This is a genomic window from Shouchella sp. JSM 1781072, assembly GCF_041949915.1.
Taxonomy (GTDB): domain Bacteria; phylum Bacillota; class Bacilli; order Bacillales; family Bacillaceae_D; genus Shouchella.
The window spans coordinates 353,431-369,366 of record NZ_JBHFQE010000002.1 but is presented as its reverse complement, the minus strand read 5'-3'; the positions used below and the strand labels follow the sequence as shown (position 1 = coordinate 369,366).

At 40.5% G+C, this 15,936-nt stretch carries 23 protein-coding genes; 12 read left to right on the top strand and 11 right to left on the bottom strand.

The window, feature by feature from the left end; all coding sequences use genetic code 11:
• Positions 1-17: 17 nt before the first annotated feature.
• The 3 genes from ACE1TH_RS11320 to ACE1TH_RS11310 are packed head-to-tail and all read right to left on the bottom strand — an operon-like array spanning position 18 to position 2,193.
• Positions 18-794 (bottom strand): Cof-type HAD-IIB family hydrolase, encoded by a 777-nt coding sequence (locus ACE1TH_RS11320; protein ID WP_375079003.1) that lies wholly within the window; start codon positions 792-794, stop codon positions 18-20.
• A complete protein-coding gene (locus ACE1TH_RS11315) occupies positions 791-1,681 on the bottom strand; it encodes a phosphotransferase family protein (protein ID WP_375079002.1) in 891 nt (296 codons plus the stop codon). Before ACE1TH_RS11315 ends, ACE1TH_RS11320 begins: the two co-directional genes overlap by 4 nt.
• On the bottom strand, positions 1,678-2,193 hold the full coding sequence (locus ACE1TH_RS11310; RefSeq protein ID WP_375079001.1) for an NUDIX domain-containing protein: 516 nt from the start codon (positions 2,191-2,193) through the stop codon (positions 1,678-1,680). The genes ACE1TH_RS11315 and ACE1TH_RS11310 overlap by 4 nt, the downstream gene beginning before the upstream one ends.
• A gap of 135 nt (positions 2,194-2,328) precedes the next feature.
• Between ACE1TH_RS11310 and ACE1TH_RS11305 the strand changes: the two genes are divergently transcribed.
• The 7 genes from ACE1TH_RS11305 to ACE1TH_RS11275 all read left to right on the top strand — a co-directional run bounded on the left by ACE1TH_RS11305 (position 2,329) and on the right by ACE1TH_RS11275 (position 6,219).
• On the top strand, positions 2,329-2,706 hold the full coding sequence (locus ACE1TH_RS11305) for a GntR family transcriptional regulator (RefSeq protein ID WP_375079000.1): 378 nt from the start codon (positions 2,329-2,331) through the stop codon (positions 2,704-2,706).
• A complete protein-coding gene (gene pmtA, locus ACE1TH_RS11300) occupies positions 2,706-3,566 on the top strand; it encodes a phenol-soluble modulin export ABC transporter ATP-binding protein PmtA (protein ID WP_375078999.1) in 861 nt (286 codons plus the stop codon). The genes ACE1TH_RS11305 and pmtA overlap by 1 nt, the downstream gene beginning before the upstream one ends.
• A gap of 103 nt (positions 3,567-3,669) precedes the next feature.
• A complete protein-coding gene (locus tag ACE1TH_RS11295; RefSeq protein ID WP_375078998.1) occupies positions 3,670-3,906 on the top strand; it encodes a hypothetical protein in 237 nt (78 codons plus the stop codon).
• Positions 3,872-4,729: an ABC transporter ATP-binding protein gene (locus ACE1TH_RS11290; RefSeq protein WP_375078997.1), complete on the top strand. Its 858-nt coding sequence runs from the start codon at positions 3,872-3,874 to the stop codon at positions 4,727-4,729. The genes ACE1TH_RS11295 and ACE1TH_RS11290 overlap by 35 nt, the downstream gene beginning before the upstream one ends.
• Complete coding sequence (locus ACE1TH_RS11285) at positions 4,726-5,382, top strand: ABC-2 transporter permease (RefSeq protein ID WP_375078996.1); 657 nt, start codon at positions 4,726-4,728, stop codon at positions 5,380-5,382. Before ACE1TH_RS11290 ends, ACE1TH_RS11285 begins: the two co-directional genes overlap by 4 nt.
• A 74-nt stretch (positions 5,383-5,456) precedes the next feature.
• The gene (locus tag ACE1TH_RS11280; RefSeq protein WP_375078995.1) at positions 5,457-5,636 is read left to right on the top strand and encodes a hypothetical protein; all 180 of its coding nucleotides are present in this window, start codon (positions 5,457-5,459) and stop codon (positions 5,634-5,636) included.
• 73 nt (positions 5,637-5,709) lie between these two features.
• The gene (locus tag ACE1TH_RS11275) at positions 5,710-6,219 is read left to right on the top strand and encodes a GNAT family N-acetyltransferase (protein ID WP_375078994.1); all 510 of its coding nucleotides are present in this window, start codon (positions 5,710-5,712) and stop codon (positions 6,217-6,219) included.
• A 156-nt stretch (positions 6,220-6,375) separates the two neighbouring features.
• On the opposite strand, the gene ACE1TH_RS11270 is transcribed toward ACE1TH_RS11275, so the two are convergent.
• The 3 genes from ACE1TH_RS11270 to ACE1TH_RS11260 form a co-directional block, all read right to left on the bottom strand.
• Positions 6,376-7,719: an amidohydrolase family protein gene (locus ACE1TH_RS11270; RefSeq protein WP_375078993.1), complete on the bottom strand. Its 1,344-nt coding sequence runs from the start codon at positions 7,717-7,719 to the stop codon at positions 6,376-6,378.
• 12 nt (positions 7,720-7,731) lie between these two features.
• Entirely contained in the window at positions 7,732-8,235 is a 504-nt protein-coding gene (locus ACE1TH_RS11265; RefSeq protein ID WP_375078992.1) for a GNAT family N-acetyltransferase, read from the bottom strand.
• A 340-nt stretch (positions 8,236-8,575) separates the two neighbouring features.
• Positions 8,576-9,493 carry an AEC family transporter gene (locus tag ACE1TH_RS11260; RefSeq protein ID WP_099302570.1) on the bottom strand — a complete coding sequence of 306 codons (918 nt, stop codon included), beginning with the start codon at positions 9,491-9,493 and terminating at the stop codon, positions 8,576-8,578.
• Positions 9,494-9,672: 179 nt separating this feature from the next.
• Here ACE1TH_RS11260 and ACE1TH_RS11255 point away from each other — a divergent pair, with 179 nt between their 5' ends.
• Positions 9,673-10,875 (top strand): threonine synthase, encoded by a 1,203-nt coding sequence (locus tag ACE1TH_RS11255; RefSeq protein ID WP_375078991.1) that lies wholly within the window; start codon positions 9,673-9,675, stop codon positions 10,873-10,875.
• On the opposite strand, the gene ACE1TH_RS11250 is transcribed toward ACE1TH_RS11255, so the two are convergent.
• The 4 genes from ACE1TH_RS11250 to ACE1TH_RS11235 all read right to left on the bottom strand — a co-directional run bounded on the left by ACE1TH_RS11250 (position 10,868) and on the right by ACE1TH_RS11235 (position 13,130).
• Positions 10,868-11,158: a hypothetical protein gene (locus tag ACE1TH_RS11250; protein ID WP_375078990.1), complete on the bottom strand. Its 291-nt coding sequence runs from the start codon at positions 11,156-11,158 to the stop codon at positions 10,868-10,870. The genes ACE1TH_RS11255 and ACE1TH_RS11250 overlap by 8 nt on opposite strands.
• An 81-nt stretch (positions 11,159-11,239) precedes the next feature.
• On the bottom strand, positions 11,240-11,971 hold the full coding sequence (locus ACE1TH_RS11245; RefSeq protein ID WP_375078989.1) for an ABC transporter permease: 732 nt from the start codon (positions 11,969-11,971) through the stop codon (positions 11,240-11,242).
• Positions 11,968-12,702, bottom strand: coding sequence for an ABC transporter ATP-binding protein (locus ACE1TH_RS11240; protein WP_375078988.1), 735 nt, complete (start codon positions 12,700-12,702; stop codon positions 11,968-11,970). Before ACE1TH_RS11240 ends, ACE1TH_RS11245 begins: the two co-directional genes overlap by 4 nt.
• Positions 12,699-13,130: a helix-turn-helix domain-containing protein gene (locus ACE1TH_RS11235; protein ID WP_375078987.1), complete on the bottom strand. Its 432-nt coding sequence runs from the start codon at positions 13,128-13,130 to the stop codon at positions 12,699-12,701. The genes ACE1TH_RS11240 and ACE1TH_RS11235 overlap by 4 nt, the downstream gene beginning before the upstream one ends.
• 161 nt (positions 13,131-13,291) lie before the next feature.
• Between ACE1TH_RS11235 and ACE1TH_RS11230 the strand changes: the two genes are divergently transcribed.
• A complete protein-coding gene (locus ACE1TH_RS11230; RefSeq protein WP_375079284.1) occupies positions 13,292-14,284 on the top strand; it encodes a zinc-dependent alcohol dehydrogenase family protein in 993 nt (330 codons plus the stop codon).
• Here ACE1TH_RS11230 and ACE1TH_RS11225 read toward each other — a convergent pair.
• A complete protein-coding gene (locus tag ACE1TH_RS11225) occupies positions 14,274-14,477 on the bottom strand; it encodes a hypothetical protein (RefSeq protein ID WP_255224641.1) in 204 nt (67 codons plus the stop codon). The genes ACE1TH_RS11230 and ACE1TH_RS11225 overlap by 11 nt on opposite strands.
• Before the next feature lie 175 nt (positions 14,478-14,652).
• Between ACE1TH_RS11225 and ACE1TH_RS11220 the strand changes: the two genes are divergently transcribed.
• The 3 genes from ACE1TH_RS11220 to ACE1TH_RS11210 are packed head-to-tail and all read left to right on the top strand — an operon-like array spanning position 14,653 to position 15,883.
• Positions 14,653-14,775 carry a hypothetical protein gene (locus ACE1TH_RS11220; protein ID WP_255224642.1) on the top strand — a complete coding sequence of 41 codons (123 nt, stop codon included), beginning with the start codon at positions 14,653-14,655 and terminating at the stop codon, positions 14,773-14,775.
• Positions 14,776-14,778: 3 nt separating this feature from the next.
• On the top strand, positions 14,779-15,099 hold the full coding sequence (locus ACE1TH_RS11215) for a hypothetical protein (protein WP_375078986.1): 321 nt from the start codon (positions 14,779-14,781) through the stop codon (positions 15,097-15,099).
• A gap of 34 nt (positions 15,100-15,133) precedes the next feature.
• Positions 15,134-15,883 (top strand): amidohydrolase family protein, encoded by a 750-nt coding sequence (locus ACE1TH_RS11210; protein ID WP_255224643.1) that lies wholly within the window; start codon positions 15,134-15,136, stop codon positions 15,881-15,883.
• Positions 15,884-15,936 lie beyond the last annotated feature (53 nt).

Genomic DNA, 15,936 nt, shown 5'->3' with positions numbered 1-15,936 from the left:
TAATGACGTACAGTCAATTACTCAATGAGATGAAAATGCTTTAACGCTAGTTCAATACCGTTTTCTGCCGCTGGTTTTGTTACGTAATTAGCGATTCGTTTTAGTTCCTCTGAACCGTTTTCCATAGCGACTCCAATTGATGCAAGAGAAAGCATATCAATGTCATTATTGCCGTCGCCAAAGGCAATTGTTTGAGAATGCTCCAAGTTAAAATAACGTAATACGCTATTAAGCGCCAGTGCTTTGTCGATCGGTTCTTCCAACACATTTAAAATATAAGGATGCCAGCGTCTAAAATGGAGGTCGGGAAATGAAGATTTATACAAGTGTTCGGTTGCTTCGTCTGCAAATAGACATAGTAAGTGAATCGGTTCCTTTGCATGATTAGATCTAATTGATGGATAGGTTGTAAGGGATAACGTCTCTTTTAAAGCTTGATGGACCGCTTCATTTTTGACGCCGTTCATGTGGAAGTCTTGGCTGTAAAAGGATAAAGCGTGCTGGTGCTCCCATGCAAATGTTTCGATCGCCAGAACGGTTTTTTCGTTCATACTCGTGTAATAAATCACTTCATCATGGTGGGTGACAAGCCCGCCATTGGCGGTAATAAATGTTGTGATGCCTAACTCTCTTAATTCTTCACACATCGATAAGGGCCTTCCTGTTGCGGCAACAACAAGAATCTCTTTGCGCTGTAAAGCGCGTATAGCCCTTCTTGTGGACGCTTGAATTTCCCCGGTTTGATGATCGGTAAGTGTTCCATCCACATCAAAAAAAATGACCTTATACTTCATAAAAAACTCCTATCTTTTAACGCTAAAAATCGTTCTATAGCTGGTTGAGCTTCGTCTAATCGATGATGATTTTGAAGATGAAGAAGTTGATGAAACAACGGTTGTAAACCATAAAAGTGCTCAATTCTATAAAGCATCGCTTCTTTCGACAGGGTGGTTTGATAATGACTCAATACTTGTTTAACAATGTCAGAGCCATAAGTCCAATACAAACCAGCAAAATCAAAAGCTGGATCTCCTAATTGTGCATCAGTAAAGTCAATAATCCCAGCAAGTTTTTTATTACCTACATTGTAAATCATATTGGATGTTGTTAAATCGCCGTGAATTGGTACAGTTTGACCGTCGAGGTATGTATGAGAATGACGCAAAAAAGACTGAAAAACGTCATCAATGTGCATCGTTAAGTCAACATTTAAAAATGGGTAAACCTCAGCTTGCAAGGATGAATAAAGGTCACTCCAAAAAGTCAGGGTGTGAAGGCGCTCAAAGCCTTCAAGATCAGAAGGATGAATCCCATGTATGGCTGATAAAAAGTGTCCCAATTTTCTACAATCCTCTTGGGAAAGTGTTGTTATGTTCTCTACTTTGCGTAATGGAGTGCCATTAATGAGTGGGTAAGTGAGTGCGATTAGTATAGCATCGTCGTAAACCGGTGATAGTTTCGGAACAGGAAGAATCGTATTTGTTCGTTGGATGGCCCGAACAAACGACCATTCTTTATGCAATAAGGCTTGTCTGTCTGACTGTTTTGGAAAACGAAAAACCGTGTCATTATTTACGGTAACAATGGTATGATCCCAGCCGGTGTCATTTACGGTAAGAACGTTAATTTTTAATGAAGAATCCAATTGCTGTAAGGTTTGTTTCCACAGATGTTCATTCATTGTTTGTGCTCCCAATCTTCTAAGGTAGACCATGTAATGGCAGGTTTTCCTTTCTCTGCATGCATAGAACCAACAAAAATGGCTTCATTTAAGCTGACATTTTTTTTGAAATGCGTTAGTAGTTCATAGGTAGTTTCCGATATGTTATGAGTGAGGGTTGAGTTGTCTATACTCATCCAAAATAATTCCCCCTCATTACTTGGGACGAGGATTTGATTTGCATGTACTTGACCTACAAACACATACTGAATCCGAATCTCTTTTTCTTTTAAACGGTGGATGATATAAGCTAACCGTAAGTCTCTAATCGATGAACGTGTAATGCCAGTTTCTTCAAAAATCTCACGATAACAAGCGGCTTCGGGATTGTTTAGTTCGTGTTCATCGATATGTCCACCGATAGGTAAATAAAGGTTCGCAAAAAAAGCGTCTCCTTTTTTCTTCCGTAAAAATAGCAATTCCCTTTTCTCATTAACCAATAGAGCTACAGCTAATTGTCTAAGTTTCATCATATATTCTCCTTATGCTTTACCTTTCGACAAGATCAGCGGAAACCCTTGTTAATTATCTTTATAAACATTAGTTATTGACATTGTATATATCGTATATGTACAATGTATACAAAGATAACAATTGTGAGGTAAATTATGAACATTCTTTTATCGAATGCGTCGCAAGATCCAATTTATATACAAATCAAAAAGCAAATTAAACAAAACATTTTAAAAGGTGCTTTGATTGAGGGCGAACCATTGCCATCGATGCGAAAATTAGCGAAGGAACTTCAAATTAGCGTCATTACAACAAAACGTGCGTACGAAGAGCTGGAGCGTGAAGGATTTATCATCTCCTATGTAGGAAAAGGTTCGTTTGTAGCAGGGCAGAATAATGATTTAATTCAAGAGAGGCGTTTGCAGATGGTTGAACAAGGACTCGCGGAAATCGTAAAAGAAAGTAAGAGCTTAGACATTACCCTCCCTCAACTTCAAGAGTTACTAGCAATGCTCTATGAGGAGGAGGAGTGATGCAAGATAGTGCAACATTCAATCAAGTAAACAAAGCATTTCAAAATTTCACGTTAAAAGATGTTTCGTTTTCAATAAGAAAAGGCTATATTACAGGTTTTATTGGTCCAAACGGTGCGGGAAAATCAACGATAATTAGGTTGCTGCTCAATTTACTTAAGCCAGACTCAGGTACAATAAGCGTCTTTGATCAGGCTTATGACGATAGCAATAAAGCAATTAAACAACGGATTGGATTCGTCTTTTCTGATCACCATCTCTATCAACATTTGACCATTGATAGGATGAGAAAGATCATTTCTAATTTCTATGTGAAGTGGGACGATGACTTATTTGAAGCGTATTTAAAGCAGTTTAAACTCTCTCTAAACGATAAGGTTGGTCATTTATCAAAAGGGATGGGAATGAAATTATCGATTGCGATTGCTCTCTCCCATCATGCGGAGTTAATTGTTCTTGACGAACCAACAGCAGCACTGGACCCGATTAGCCGAAGAGACATTTTGCAGCTGCTTCAAGAGGTGATTCAAGATGAAGAGAAGGCTGTATTCTTCTCCACGCATATCACGACAGATTTGGAACAGATTGCCGATTATATTCTTTTTCTTTCGAATGGTTCGATTGTCCTTGACGAAGAAAAGGATGCCATTCTTGAGCGACATGTTATTGTTAGAGGGCCAAAAGAGTTGCTAGACAAAGATATTCGTGCGTTATTTTTGCAGATTAAAGAGACGTCAGTAGGGTTTGAAGCATTGACCACTCAGGCTGGACTCGTTCGGAGACTGATGGGTGATGAAGTTGTGATGGAACAAGCCACGTTAGAAGACATCATGGTGTATACAGTAGGCGAATTGCAATGAGCGCACTATTGTTAAAAGAATGGCACGTTAATGGATGGCATACCTTGATCCTATCTGGTATTAGTTAGGTTTAATCTTTGCTTGTTTGTATCTATTTGAGCGGATGAATTGGATGCCTAACTGGAATGATCGTGTATTTAACACGATCAATCGTGTCATTCCAGAAGGCTGGTTTATCGATCGTTTTGCGTTGTTTCATTCCTATGAGCTTAATGTGATGGCGGCGTTTAGTACGATTGTGGTTGTCATGACAATCGTTATCACTATTTTTGTTGGAATATTCGGTGAAAATAAGGAGGAAGAAGATGAGCGCACTAGTAGAAGTTCAAGCTCTTCATAAACAATTTAAAGGTACGTCATTCGGATTAAAAAATGTGTCGTTCCGCATTCAACCTGGTTCGATTGTCGGATTTATTGGTGAAAATGGAGCAGGGAAATCAACCACAATTGGATCTATTTTAGGAACACTACGAAAAGATCAGGGAACCATTCACGTATTTGGTCAGGAAAGAGAGCAAAATGAGTTAATCGTGAAGGAAGAGATTGGGGTTGTGTTTGATCGTGTGCAGCTCCCTAGTGAATTAAATGTTGTGCAGTTAGAGCGGGTGTTTAGTGGAATCTATCAACAATGGAGCAAGGAAACCTTTTTCAATTACATCGAGAAATTTTCCTTGCCGAGAAACAAGAAGATTCGTAGCTTTTCTCGTGGAATGTCGATGAAAGTCTCGATGGCAGTTGCTTTGTCACATAACGCAAAGCTCCTATTGCTTGATGAAGCGACCGCAGGACTTGACCCAAGTGGACGAGAGGATCTTCTACAAGTGTTGCAGGAATTTGTCAGCGATGGGGAACGATCCATTCTCATGTCTTCTCATATTACAAGTGATATTGAGAAAATTGCAGATGAATTAATTTTTATTAAAGGTGGAGAGGTGCTGCTCGCTATCAATAAAGAGACGTTTCTAACTTCTTATGGAGTCTTGTTATGTAGTGAAGAAGAAATGGCATCCATACCAAAAGAAGCAATTGTCGCGTATCGAAAAAAAGAGGGTGGCATAGAAGTGCTTGTGTCAGATAAGGATGTGATTCCATCTACGATAAAAAAGGGATCATCAACGATTGACGATATGACACTCATTTTAATGAAAGGGGTAAAAGCATGAAAGGATTAATGATGAATCAATATTATAGTGTAGAGAAATCCATCTGGGTATATGCCGCGTTAAGCCTTGTTGTACCAGTTTTGTTACTCGTATTTTTTGAACGAGGAATGCTCGATCGCTTAGCGGCATTTATTCCGATTGCTTTTATGGTTTCGCCAGCTTTGGAGGTGTTGAAGCATGAAGCCAAGTCAGGTTGGAGTAAATATGTAGCGACATTGCCCGTCAGTCGACCGCGGGTAGTTCAGAGTCATTATCTATTCTTTATCTTATTAATGGTAGTAGGTATCGTTTTCGCCGTTGTGACGTATCTCATTGCGACACAACTTTTTAATCAAGCACCGACAGAATACTATATAGTAGGCATTTTAAATATCATTGGCATTGTTTTTATATCAGGAATTATCTCGTATCCTCTTACGTATTTCTTTGGCACTGAAAAGAGCGATATGATTATGCTTGTGGGATTAGGAGGAGCAATTGGAATTTATTTTCTTAGTTCTATTGTATTTTCGCGATTTGTAGATGGAAATAGTATCTATCTTGGACTGAATGCCAGTACGCTATTTTCTCTTGGCTTCCTTTTAGTCACATTTATTCTATTTGTGATCTCCTACATCGTTTCTCTTATCATTTATAAGCGCAAAGAATTTTAACTGCAACGCATCTGTAAATGGTGCGTTTTTTTGTGTAGAATGGGTATAGAAGGGATACGAGGGAGGCAGACTGAATGAAAATTTTAATGTTTTGCGAACATTGCGGAAACCCGAAAATCTTATCAAATTATGTGTTAAAAGCGTATATCGCAACTGCACATTATGTGTACTGTGATGCCTGTCAGCATGAGAATGAAGTGACATCCAAGCTAAGACGCTACGCCTTTCAACTTAGAAGAAAGCAAGGCTATTAATCGTTAAAGAGATCGTTTTTCATAATTAGTAGAGCCGATAAGGCTTTTTTTAATATATGGAATGGAGGAGTTCATGTTGAGCAGGGACATCGACTTAGTAGAACTTACATATGAGGACTGGAAAGACATTCACGCCTATGCGTCTCTTTCAATTGTTAGTCGTTATCAGCCATGGGAAACGATGCGGGAAGAGGAGACAAAAGCTTATTTGAACGGCATTTTAAAAAGTCAACAAGAAGAGCCTCGTACTCGTTATGCACGTGCCATTAAACAAGAAGGGAAAACCATTGGCGTGACTGAATTAAACGTTCGCAGCAAGAGTAATGGTGAAATCTCTTATATTTTACATCCAGACTATTGGGGAAAAGGGTTTGCTTCGACAGCAGCAAAAAGGATGTTGCGGTTTGGCTTTGAGGAGCTTCAGCTGCATCGGATTTATGGAACGTGCGATCCAAATAACGAGGCTTCAGCAAAGCTTATGTTACGGCTAGGTATGCAGCAAGAAGGAAGATTAAGAGAAAATCTTTGGGCAAAAGATCATTGGAGAGATTCGCTCCTATTTAGTATTCTAGCCCATGAATGATTAGTGGATGAATGTGGATAACGAGTTACAAGTAGACAATGTGGTTGTTCATATGTGTATAAAGGATGTAGATAAGTCGGAAAACTGTGGAAAATGAATCCGTTTTCTATTGGTTATCCACAAAAACAGCCTCCCTACAGCGGGGAGGCTTTCGCGTTATGTTGTTTTAGTTTGGGCGAGGACGTGGGCCTGTGCGTCATAGAGTTGTTCACGCAGTGCATCAAGGTTGCCAAACAATAGCTTTCCGTTTCGTTTTACTGCTTTTCCAGCAACGAAGACAGAGTCGACATTACCAGTATGAGCGGTTTGAACAACAGCTCCAATCGGATCGGTTATAGGACTTAAATTCAAGTCTTTTTTGTTAAGAAGAATCAAATCGGCTTCTTTTCCAACTTCAAGACTACCAACCTTGTGGTCAAGTAAAAGCGCTTTTGCGCCTTCGATTGTGGAAAACTCAAGGATTTGCTTGGCGCTAATGTGCAAGTCAGGTCCAGGCATGGTGCCTTCATCAAGTAATCGTTCATTGACGCGGGCACGTTCGGCTTGTAAAGCGAATTTCATTTGTGCAAACATATCGCCTCCTGTAGAAGTCACAACATCCACACCTAATGTCGGTTTGACGCCATTTTCAAGTGCGAGTCCAGTAGCTGGATACCCGTGTCCCATCATCATTTCTACTTCAGGCGTGACGGAGATACTGCCACCTTTTGCAGCAATTCGCTTCATCGCTTCGTCTGTAACACGGTTCATGTGGGTAAAGTTTAAATCTTTTCCAAGCAAGTCCGCATCATCTAACCGTTCAATTGAACGGGCTGTTCGTCCCCATGTGCCAAAACCTAAATGCATCGTAGCAAGAATGCCCATCTCTCTTGCTGTGTTAATCTCAGTAACCGCCGTATCCCAAGCACTAAATTCAGGGCCACGAATGGCTAATCCTAATGTCAGCAGTTGATCGGTCGAAGTGAAATGTTCGGACTGAATTCGCTTGGCATCTTTTGTATGAGTTAGCGTACTATCATTGTTCCAATATTCCCCATCACCTGGTGCCCCGTAAGCGAATACGGCACGGATGCCGGAATCTTGAAGACCGCGAATGCTTTCTTCAGCGTGTTCAATTGAATTGATCATCGTCCAATCTAAAATGGTTGTCACTCCAGCATCTAACGCTTCTAGTGCGCCAAATAAATTGCCGATGTAATCATCTTGTGGACGACGCTGTGAACCGATTCCTCCATAATAAATGGTACCTAAATACGTTTGCAGGGACCAATCAGCGCCAATATTACGAATCATTGATTCCCATGTATGTCGGTGTGTATCAACAAAACCCGGCATAACAATCATGTCGGAAGCATCAATTACCTCCGCATCTTCTATGTCTATGCTCGACTCGATTTTGCTTATTTTTGTACCTTCTATCAAAAGATCAGCTTGGTAATAAGAAGGGTGGCTTTTCGTTATAGGTAAAATGGTTCCACCTTTTATAAGCGTTTTTTTCATAATCGTCTCCTTTTATTTGAATGTTATTGTTGGGGCTATCTGTTTTTTCATTTCAATTAACACAACAGGGTGTCCAAAAAAATCGCCTTCGCGCTCTTTAAGTTGTTGAAAGCCCTCTTTGTAATAAAAATGGATGCTGTTGTTTCCTTTATAAACAATTAAGCGACAATAATCAGGATGATTAAATCGCTCTAATCCTCGGTATAATAGAGATTTTCCGATTCCTTTTCCTTGGCAATCTGGGTCGACATAAAGGGATTCAAGGTAAGCGTTGTGCTCTGCGCCTTTTTCACGAGAAAAAAAGGCGTAGCCGACAATCACACCGTCCTCCTCCGCAACTAAATTAATCGATAAGCGGAAGCGACGATTCATTTCTTGAGTTGAATACGCATCACGGATGACTTTCTTTTGGATATCATCTGGTATTTGGGGTGTATACGTTGCTTTCCACGTCTTTGTGGCGAGTGCGCGAATCTCATTGATATCGCTTTTGTTCATATCTCGTATAAGTATCACTGGCGTCCTCCTTCAGTGAGCAAGTTTCCGTCGATATGATAAGCTTAACAAATAATGAAATGAAAGAGTAGAATACAGAATTACATAGATTCATAGAAAAATTTAATGCTATTAGATAAGGGTCTGAAATTAGCGAACGCTTTTCTCGGGCACGGCCTCAGCCATTGCGCAAAACCCGCTTCATGTCTTCGGACACGTGCTGTTCCCGTAGAAGTCGTCGCCAATTTCATTATTATAGATCTGAATGGTTGCAACTGGCTAAATTTCAGATTTCCAACTTTTGAATAAAAGCTTATAAATATGGAGAAGCTCCCGCCATCTCACATCCTAATTTTCTTTTCTAAAACAAGACCATTGAGAGGGAGACAACACCTGTAACGGTGAAACAGCTAAACAGGGTCGTGTAAAGGACGGCTTGTGCATGGAGCTCTGGTTCAACATTGTACTGGAGAGCTAGGGTCGCTGTGTTCCTTGATGTTGGAAATGAGCTGGCGATGAAAAGGGATTGAGCAACAATTCCATCTAAGTCAAGTAAGAAGATGATGAGTAAGGCGATTGTGGGACCGACGAGAAGGCGTCCAATAATCGACAACGTTACGACGCGATGAAACAAGCCAAATTTTATTGTTGCCAATTGAGCACCAAGTAAGATAAGAGCGAGTGCAATAAATCCATTCGCGAGATAGTCCAATGGCGTTTCAATAAAGCTAGGTAATGGAATGCTGAAGCTTTGAAAAAGAATTCCAAGAATTAAGGCATGAATAATCGGCATCGTTAAAAATGAGAGTATAATGGCTTTCAGCGATTTTGTAGCAGATAAAAGGTTATACAAACCGTATGAATAAGTAAGGATATTTTGGAAGACAAGCACAAAGATTTGAATCGTTACCCCAAGAGGATTCGCGCTAAAAATCATCTGACTGACAGGTAAGCCGTAGTTTCCTGAATTCATTAAAGAAATGCTGTTTTTAAAGACAACTGCTTCTCCGCCATTTAAACGAAAAATCCATGAAACGAGTTGCCCAACAATCATCATCACCACGGTGAATAAAAGTAAATAAAGCAGGATTTGTGATAGCACGATGAGATCAATGTCAACGCGATATAAGTTCAAAAAAATGGAAGCAGGCATGAAACAGACGGTTAATAAAGTCGAGAATGGCGTTAATTTAAATGAATATTTTCTTTGTAAGAACACTCCTAGAGCCATTAAAACAAGAATAGGGAAAATCACTTCTAAAAAAATCGAAATAAACATACGAGTCAGCTCCAATCATGGCTAGTCATTACATGTATTGTATCGTGTTCATGCTGATTTGAATAATCCATCTTTATAATCCTAAATGATAAGAAAAACGAATCGGTGCATGAAAGACAGATTATTCTTGACTCTTTCATGGAGGATTTTTTAAACTGAAAAAAACAGGGAGGAATAATATGTATAGCTATATGACGCACTTGCAATGTCCGAAATGTAAGCAAAGTTATGAAAAAGGAGATATTCATCATCTGTGCGAATGTGGTTCTCCATTACTTGTACAGTATGATTTAGAAAGAGTAAAACAAGAATGGACAAAAGATTCTCTAGCAGAAGAGCCGCTCTCTCTATGGCGCTACCACCCTTTATTGCCAGTTGAACAAGCAAAAGACGTTGTGACATTTGGAGAAGGAATGACGCCGTTATTACCGATGCACCAATATGGAGCGACAATCGGGTTGCCTCAACTGTTCATGAAAGATGAGGGGTTATTGCCAACTGGATCGTTTAAAGCTAGAGGGGCTGCGGTTGGGGTGTCAATGGCAAAAGCGTTAGGCATCAAAGAATTAGCGATGCCGACAAATGGGAACGCGGGAGCTGCATGGGCGCAGTATGGGGCACGAGCTGGATTGCGTGCACATGTTGTGATGCCAGAAGATGCACCGGAGATAACGCGAAAAGAAGTTGCGATAAGCGGTGGGCATTTAACGTTAATTGATGGCTTGATAAGTGATGCTGGCAAAGTTGTTGCGGAAGCTATTCGTACATACGGGTACTATGACGCGTCCACGTTAAAAGAACCGTATCGAATTGAAGGCAAGAAAACAATGGGATTAGAGATTTGCGAGCAACTCAAATGGACATTACCGGATGTCATACTTTATCCAACAGGTGGGGGAGTAGGATTAATCGGTATATACAAAGCGATTCAAGAACTGCGTACGATTGGTTGGGTGAAAGGTGAGATGCCGAGACTTGTTGCTGTGCAAGCAGAGGGATGTGCGCCAATTGTGGATGCTTTTCATGAGGGACGTACCGAATCAACGTTTTTCGAGAATGCTCATACCGCTGCATTCGGCATTAATGTTCCGAAAGCGATCGGGGATTTTCTCGTTCTTGAGGCGATTTATGAAACCAACGGGTGCGCAATTGCTCTTTCAGATGAAGATATTTTACATGAACAACAAGTAGTCGCACAGCTAGAGGGCGCTTTTTTATGTCCAGAAGGGGCTGCAACATTCGCAGCGGCAAAGCAACTTGTACAAACAGGTTGGTTAAAAGAAGATGACGTGGTCATTTGTTTAAATACTGGCATGGGTGTAAAGTATCCAGAATCCGTTCAAGTTGAGTCTCCAGTTATTTCAAAGAATGGCTCTATATAAGCGATAAGAAAAAACGCATGGTTGAATGGAGAATAACGATAGCGTATATAAAGAGTAGAGCGGTTGCGGAAAGAGGTACCCATTTGTTTTCCGTCGACCCTCTACATGTCCCAATTATCCAACCTGTTGCAAAGAAACAAACAGGAATAAAAGCAAGATAAAGATGAAACAGAATCGGATAAACTTCGCCACTCCTACTCTGCGCTAAAAGGTTAAATAGAAGGACAGCAGAGCTTAATAAGACAATTAAAATCATGATTGTGTAAGACCGCCAAGTAAACATGCAATTCCTGCCCCTTCCTGTACAATTTGTAAAGGATATGCACAAAAAAGAAATGAGGTACAGGAATTGACGGAAAAAAGCTTATGCAACTTTCATTTTTTTGTTAAACACATAAATTGCAAGTACGATGGCTACGACGGCATAAAGGATGACCCACCATAAATGAGGAAACACATCGCTACCATTTCCTGTTAATGCCGCACGGCTTGCTTCTACCGCGTGAACGAATGGAAGGGCATGTGCAATGTTCTCAAACCAACCTCCAACTAAGCTAACATCAAACCAAGCCCCGCTAAACCAAGCACTTACGTTTGTGAGTAAGGCGCCACAAACACCGCCGACCTGCCTATCCGTAAATATGCTACCAGTCAGTAAGCCAATTCCAATGAAAAAGACCGCAATTGGAATAAGAACGAGAATTGAAAACAGGACTTCTAACGAGATGGATAATCCAAGAAAGAAAGCTGCCACATAGCAAAGACTCATTTGAATAAGGGCTAACGGAAACAGTGGTAGTGTATAGCCTGTTATAAACTGCTGGGAGGTCAAAGGCGTTGTGAAAAGACGCATTAAAAAAGAGCTTTGCCGGTCACTCGCAATAAGCATGCCGGAGAACAGAGAGATAAAGGATAGCCCAAACATCGCAATACCCGGGGTTAGCATGTCAATTTGAAACATCTCATTCGGGATATTTGATTGAATAAGAGAGAGCATTAAAATGAGAACAAGGGGGAAGGCCAGTCCAAATAGAAGATTGACTTTGTCCCGAGTCATTTCTTTATAATTTCTTGAAGCAAATGCAAGCATCCTCATGAGCGTTTCTCCTTTTTCGTAACAATAGAAACAAACGCAGCTTCAAGGGAAGACGTCTCCATTTGTTCCTTTAACTCTGCTGGAGTCCCGGTCTTAATCAGCTGCCCTTTTGCCATAATACCAATACGATCTGCTAAAGAGTCGGCTTCTTCCATATGGTGAGTCGTCAAGATGATTGTCATTTTTTCTTTTAAGTCTCGAATGACTTCCCATAGTTCCCTCCTTGCAATCACATCAATCCCAAGTGTCGGTTCATCTAGGAATAACACCTTTGGATCAGAAATTAAGGCCATTGCGATACTGAGGCGACGTTGCATCCCGCCAGATAATTGAGCTGCCTTTTTCTTTTCTACATCTGTCAAATCAAGTTGTGATAGGACATCTGTGCTTTTCTTTTCAGCCTCTTTTTTGGAGATTCCATAAATCTGAGCCATTAAAAACACGTTTTCGCGTATTGTTAAGTTAGGGGCGATCGCCGTTTCTTGCGGCGACACACCCATGAGCTGCTTAATAGGGCGTGCTTCTTTTTTAATGGAATAGTCATAGACCGTTGCTTCCCCACTCGATGGTTTAAGTATGGTAGTTAGCATTTTAATGACGGTTGTTTTTCCTGCACCGTTTAAGCCTAAAAGTGCATAGAGCTCACCTTTCTTTATCGTTAGATTCAAGTCGTCGACGGCAATCTCATTTTGAAACTGTTTCTTTAAATTTGTTGTCTCAATGACATTCATTCGTCTTCAAAATCCTCCTCTTGGGCGGCAAAAATTCCATTAGCAAATTGTAAGAAGTGCTCATTTTTTACTAGTGCAATTCCTTGTTCTTCGTCACCAAGGATCATTAATTTATCACCCGTTTTTAAGTTGAAAATATCTCGTGCTTGCTGAGGAAGTACGATTTGCCCTCGTTCGCCGACAGTCGCAACACCAAATATATGCTTGCCTTTCGGACCAATGCCGTACTGTTTCTCTTCTTTAGAGACAAGGTCGTCAATTCGAACATCAAAGAGGTTGGCAAGTGCGATCGTATAATTTAGGTCTGGAACAGTTTCCCCAGCTTCCCATTTAGCGATTGCTTGTCTAGAAACTTGAAGCTTTTCAGCCACGTATTCTTGGGTGAATTTATTCATTTTTCTTAGCGTCCTTAAATTTTCATGTATCATAGATCATCCTCCTAAAGGTTATTATATAGCGCTTTTTTTGTTTTTCTACCATTGAGACATAACGAAAAATGGAAGCCTTCGTTAACATCATTGCCGCTCAACGTGATGATATACAAGTACGAGAAAAAACCGTGCTATACTGTCAGCAAGGAGGGGATAACATGGTTGGTAGGTGTGTTGTATACCGGAAATTTGGTGATCCTCAATCTGTGTTAACGGTTGAAAAAAGAAACATCGCTCCACTTTCAGAAGAAGATGTCCTTATCCGGATGAACCTAATGCCCATTAACCCATCTGATTTGATTCCGATTCGTGGTGCGTACGCTCATCGGACTACATTACCAGCTGTTCCTGGTTATGAAGGGGTTGGCGTCATTGAAGAGGTAGGAGCAAATGGATTAAAAGCTTACATAGGAAAGCGTGTGTTGCCGCTAAGAGCCGAGGGAACGTGGCAAGATTACGTAAAAATGAAAAAGGAGCGGTTAATCTTTGTACCCGACCAGATTGATGATGATACCGCCGCTCAAATGTATATTAATCCACTTACGGCTTGGGTTGTCTGTAAAGAAAAGTTGTGTTTACAACAGGAGGATGTTGTGATCATCAATGCGGCAGGATCGGCGCTAGGGAAAATCTTTGCCCAATTGTCTATACAAATAGGGTTTACGTTAATTGCTGTTGTCAGAAGAGAAGAATCAAAAAAAGCATTGCAGGAATTAGGAGCTACATTCGTCATAGATGAAAACGAAGAATCGTTCGTTGATCAGGTTATGGCAATAACAGCAGGTAAGGGTGCTGATGTGGCGATTGATTCGATTGGAGGAGAAAAAGGAGATCGACTTGCAGGATGTGTACGAACGCAAGGGAAGTTCTTAGCAATTGGGCTATTGTCTGGAAAGCAAGTCGATTGGGCTCATCACTCTAAACGGTTACAGACAGGAATGTTTCATCTACGTCATTGGAATCAACAAGTATCACTCAGTCACTGGCATCGTGTGTACAACGAGTTGCTTTCTATCGTAGCGAATCAACGCCTAATCTTACCAAATCTTGGCGATCGCTATTCGTTATCCGATGTCAACCAAGCGGTCAAACAAGCTGAGCCATTTACGAGCCGTTATGGAAAAGTCGTCTTATGTGCTTCTACGATCTAGAACGAAAAAAATTAATAAAGAATAAATAAAGGATAAGAATCGGAACTGAAACGACAAGACTGACAAACAGCAAACTTTGTAAATGTGGGTAACCAATAAAGAGATACGTTGCTACTGACAAAATGATCAATAAAGTAAGCATTAGCACAATTCCTTTTGTTATCCCTCTAAAAAAAGCATGGAATCCAGACATCGTAACCCTCCATTTCATTAAGTGTTCTATCTATTGTACGCACTCTCAAAGAAAGGATCAACCGCCATCCGATATTTATCTAGGTCGATTGACACCTTTTGTCAGAATGATGATTCATTTGGGTAATGAAGTGGTACGTATAGATATTCACTAAAGATAAAAATGAGGGAGATCGATGAAAGATTTATTAAAGCAAGCACTATATGGGCAAAACGCACATGTCTCCACAGAAACGATTTTTGATGGAATCTCTATGAAACAAGCGAGTAATGCCAATTTTAATGAACATTCTATCTAGCAATTGCTTAAACATATAACGTATTGGCAACAATTTTTGCTTCGACAGTATCAAGATGATGACATGCCTGTGCCAACTCACTCATCTGATACCTGGCCAAAAGAGAGAGTTCCAGAAAGCGAGACACACTGGAAAAACGCAGTTATGACATACAAGAATGGTTTAATAGAATTAGAAACATTTATTGACGATTTTGACGACAATGCAGATGTATCTGACATTTTTTCCGTTATTCTTCATACGAGCTATCACGCCGGTCAAGTTGTATTAATTAGGAAGTACTTAAGCAGTTGGCCTCCTCCATCTGGTGGAGATTCCTGGTAAGGGTGTATAAAATATAGATTTGGAGGTCGATGTAATGTTTGATGCGCATGTACATAACATTGATAACCGTTTTCCGATTTACGAAAACAATGGGTATACGCCCGATTCCTATACAGTTCAAGACTATACACGTGCAATTAAATCGTTAGGAATAAAAGGTGGTGCAATTGTATCTGGTTCCTTTCAACAATACGATCAGACGTATTTAATCGATGCGTTAGGTCAGTTGGGAGAAGGCTTTGTAGGTGTAACGCAGCTGCCAGCATCTACGACGGATGAGGAGGTCTTGTCCCTTCATAAAAAAGGTGTGCGCGCGATTCGGTTTAATGTGAATCGCGGAGGTTCAGAAGATATATCTCATTTGAAGGCTTTCTCAAATCGTGTTTATAACCTTGTCGGTTGGCATACTGAATTATACATTCATTCACGCCAGCTAAAACAATACTTGCCTATTATCGAGGCATTGCCTGCTGTGTCGATTGATCATTTAGGTTTGGGGAAAGAGGGCATGAAAGAGCTGTATCACTTGGCGGAAAAAGGCGTTCGTGTGAAGGCTACAGGTTTTGGTCGGCTTGATTTTGATCCTAAACCCGTTATCAGACGTCTCTATGAGATTCACCCAGACATTCTTCTTTTTGGCACAGATCTTCCGTCAACTAGAGCCCCGAGACCATTTAAAAAAGAGGATCTCACAATCATTAAGGAAAGCCTCGTTCACCCTGAAGCGATTGAACGAGTATTAGAAAAAAATGCGCAAGCTTGGTATATCGACCGATTTCACTAAAGATTTGCATTTCATTTGTTCATAGAATGCCTTGTCCGACGATAGACTAGTCG